Annotated in this window: 3 protein-coding genes; all 3 read right to left on the reverse strand. The window is 68.3% G+C overall.

Going from position 1 to position 2,582, the window contains the following annotated elements; genetic code table 11:
- The coding region (locus tag EOA27_RS31375; protein WP_145970658.1) for an ATP-binding cassette domain-containing protein at positions 1-823 on the reverse strand (823 nt) is incomplete at its 3' end.
- Entirely contained in the window at positions 820-1,650 is an 831-nt protein-coding gene (locus tag EOA27_RS31380; protein ID WP_126081119.1) for an ABC transporter permease, read from the reverse strand. The genes EOA27_RS31380 and EOA27_RS31375, both read right to left, overlap by 4 nt.
- Positions 1,647-2,582 (reverse strand): ABC transporter permease (locus tag EOA27_RS31385; RefSeq protein WP_245491211.1); only part of this gene is annotated, 936 nt, incomplete at its 5' end. The genes EOA27_RS31380 and EOA27_RS31385, both read right to left, overlap by 4 nt.

Raw genomic sequence — 2,582 nt, forward strand, 5'->3', positions numbered from 1 at the left:
TGTCGTGACTGACGAAGATGAGCGTCATGCCGTCCTCGGCGACAAGCCGACGGATCAGGGCGACGATCTCGGCCTGGACGATGGTGTCGAGCGCGCTGGTCGCTTCGTCGGCGATCAGGAGTTTCGGTCCGGCGGCGATTGCCGCGGCGATGGCCACGCGCTGCTTCTGCCCGCCGGAGAGCTGGTGCGGGTAGGCGTGGAGAGTGGCGTCGGGATTGGGGAGGCGGACGCGTTCGAGAAGGGTTTTGGCCTTGGCGATGGCTTCGCGCCAAGTGAGGTGGAGATGGGTGCGGGCGACCTCGGCGATCTGCTTGCCGATTGGCATGACCGGGTCGAGACTGGAGGAGGGGTCCTGGAAGACGAAGCCGATGTCGCGGCCGAGGCGAGGGTGGCTTGTGGCAAGTGCGGACGGTTGGCGATCCTTCGCCCCCCTCTCTGTCCTGCCGGACATCTCCCCCTCAACGGGGGAGATTAGGTCGTGATCTCCGCCTTCGCCAATTTTCAAGGTCGCAAGATGAGAGCCGGCGACGGAGCTGCCAATCTCCCCCCTTGAGGGGGAGATGGCCGGCAGGCCAGAGAGGGGGGCCTTGGCGCCAACGCTAGCCGGCAGGAACCAGTCCATGCGCCCGCCAACACTGGCACCCCTCGCCAACAACCCCGCAATCGCCAGTGCCAGTGTGCTCTTGCCCGAGCCGCTTTCACCGATGATCGCCAGGCGCTCTCTAGCCTCCACATCCAGGCTCACACCTTTTAGCGCCGGCACCTCTATGCCGTCGCGCCGATAGGCAACTCTCAGATCGCGAATGGAAAGCAACGCCGTCACGACAGGCTCCTGCGCACCGCGGTGCTTTCCACCACGCCTTCGCCGGCGAGGTAGACGCCGAGCACCGTCAGCACGAGCGCGACGCCCGGAACGATCGACAGGAACGGCGCGGTGCGCAGCACGGTGCGCCCCTCGGCGATCATGCCGCCCCAAGTGACGCGGTTGGGGTCGCCGAGGCCGAGGAAGGAAAGCGCAGCCTCGGTGAGGATCGCAGCCGCGACGATCACCGAGGATAGCGCCAGCACCGGCGGCAACGCATTGGGCAGCACCTCGCGAAAGGCGATCTCCAGCGGGTGCATGCCGATGACGCGGGCGCCGGCGACGTAGTCGCGTTCACGGATCGACAGCACTTCCGCGCGGGCGACGCGCGCGGGTCCGGTCCAGGCGCTGAGCGCGATCGCCGCGACGACCACGCCCAGCGAAGGCCCGACGATGCTTACGAAGGCCAGCGCCAGCAGGAAGCTTGGCACGGTCTGGAAGGCGTCGGTGATGCGCATCAGCGCTTCGTCGACAAGGCCGCCGGCAAAGCCGGCCAAGGTGCCGACCGTCGCGCCGATCAGCAGCGCCGCGGCCGCGGCCGCCAAGCCGACCGCCAATGAGGTGCGGGCGCCATGGAACAGCTCGGCCAGCACGTCGCGGCCGAGCCGGTCGGTGCCGAGCGGCAGCGACCAGCCCTGGAACGGCGGCAGCAGCGCCGGACCGGCGATCGCCTGCGGATCGCCGGGAAAGAACAGCGGCGCCGCCAAGGCCATGACGAGGAGCAGGGCGAGGATAAGCGCGCCGGCGATCGCTTCCGGGGTGCGCAAGAAACGGCGCAGGCGGTTCATGCGCTTGCCTCGCCGGCGCCGACGCGCGGATCGAGGACAGCGTAGGCGAGATCGACCAGAAGGTTGATGACGATAACGAGAACGGCGCTCACCAGGATGATGCCGAGCAACAGCGGTGTGTCGCGCCCCGCGACAGCTTCCTGCGCCAGGCGGCCGAGACCGGGCACGGCGAAGACGCTTTCGATGACGACGCTGCCGCCAAGCATCTGCGCCGATTGCAGGCCGAGCATGGTGACCAATGGCAGAAGCGCGTTGCGGGCGACATGGGCAAGCACGACGCGGCGGCGGGGCAGGCCCCTGGCGCGGGCGGCGAGGACGAAATCCTGCCGCCAAGCCTCGGCCATGCCGGCGCGCATCATGCGCAGATAGAGCGCGAGATAGATGAAGCCGAGCGCCGAGACCGGCAGCACGAGATGGATGGCAATGTCGGTGGCGCGGGAAAACCCGGTTTTGCCGGAGGCTATGGTCTCGATGCCGCCGATCGGCAGCCAGCGCAGGTCGACGGCGAAGACGACGATGAGCACGAGGCCAAGCCAGAAGCCCGGCATGGCATAGAGTGCAAGCGAGCCGATCGACAGGAAGCGGTCGCGGAAACTGCCGGGCCGCGCGCCGGCATAGATGCCGAGCGCAGAGCCAAGGCCGAAGGAGAGCGCGGTGGCGCCGCCCATCAGGACCAGCGTGGTCGGCAGGCGTTCGAGGACGATGTCGCGGATCGGCCGCGAGAAGGTGACGGACTGGCCGAGGTCGAGATGCAGCAGCGCCCACAGATAGTTGGCGAGGCGGGTGAGCTCCGACTGGTCGAGGCCCCAGCGATGGCGCAGCAGTTCGATCATGCCGGCGTCGCCGCCGGTCGAGACGATATAGGCGTCGACGGCGTCGCCCGGCGCGGCTTCGAGCAGCAGGAAGCTGCCGATGACGACGATGAGGAGAAC

This window comes from Mesorhizobium sp. M2A.F.Ca.ET.037.01.1.1 (assembly GCF_003998075.1).
In the GTDB taxonomy this organism is placed as follows: Bacteria; Pseudomonadota; Alphaproteobacteria; order Rhizobiales; family Rhizobiaceae; genus Mesorhizobium.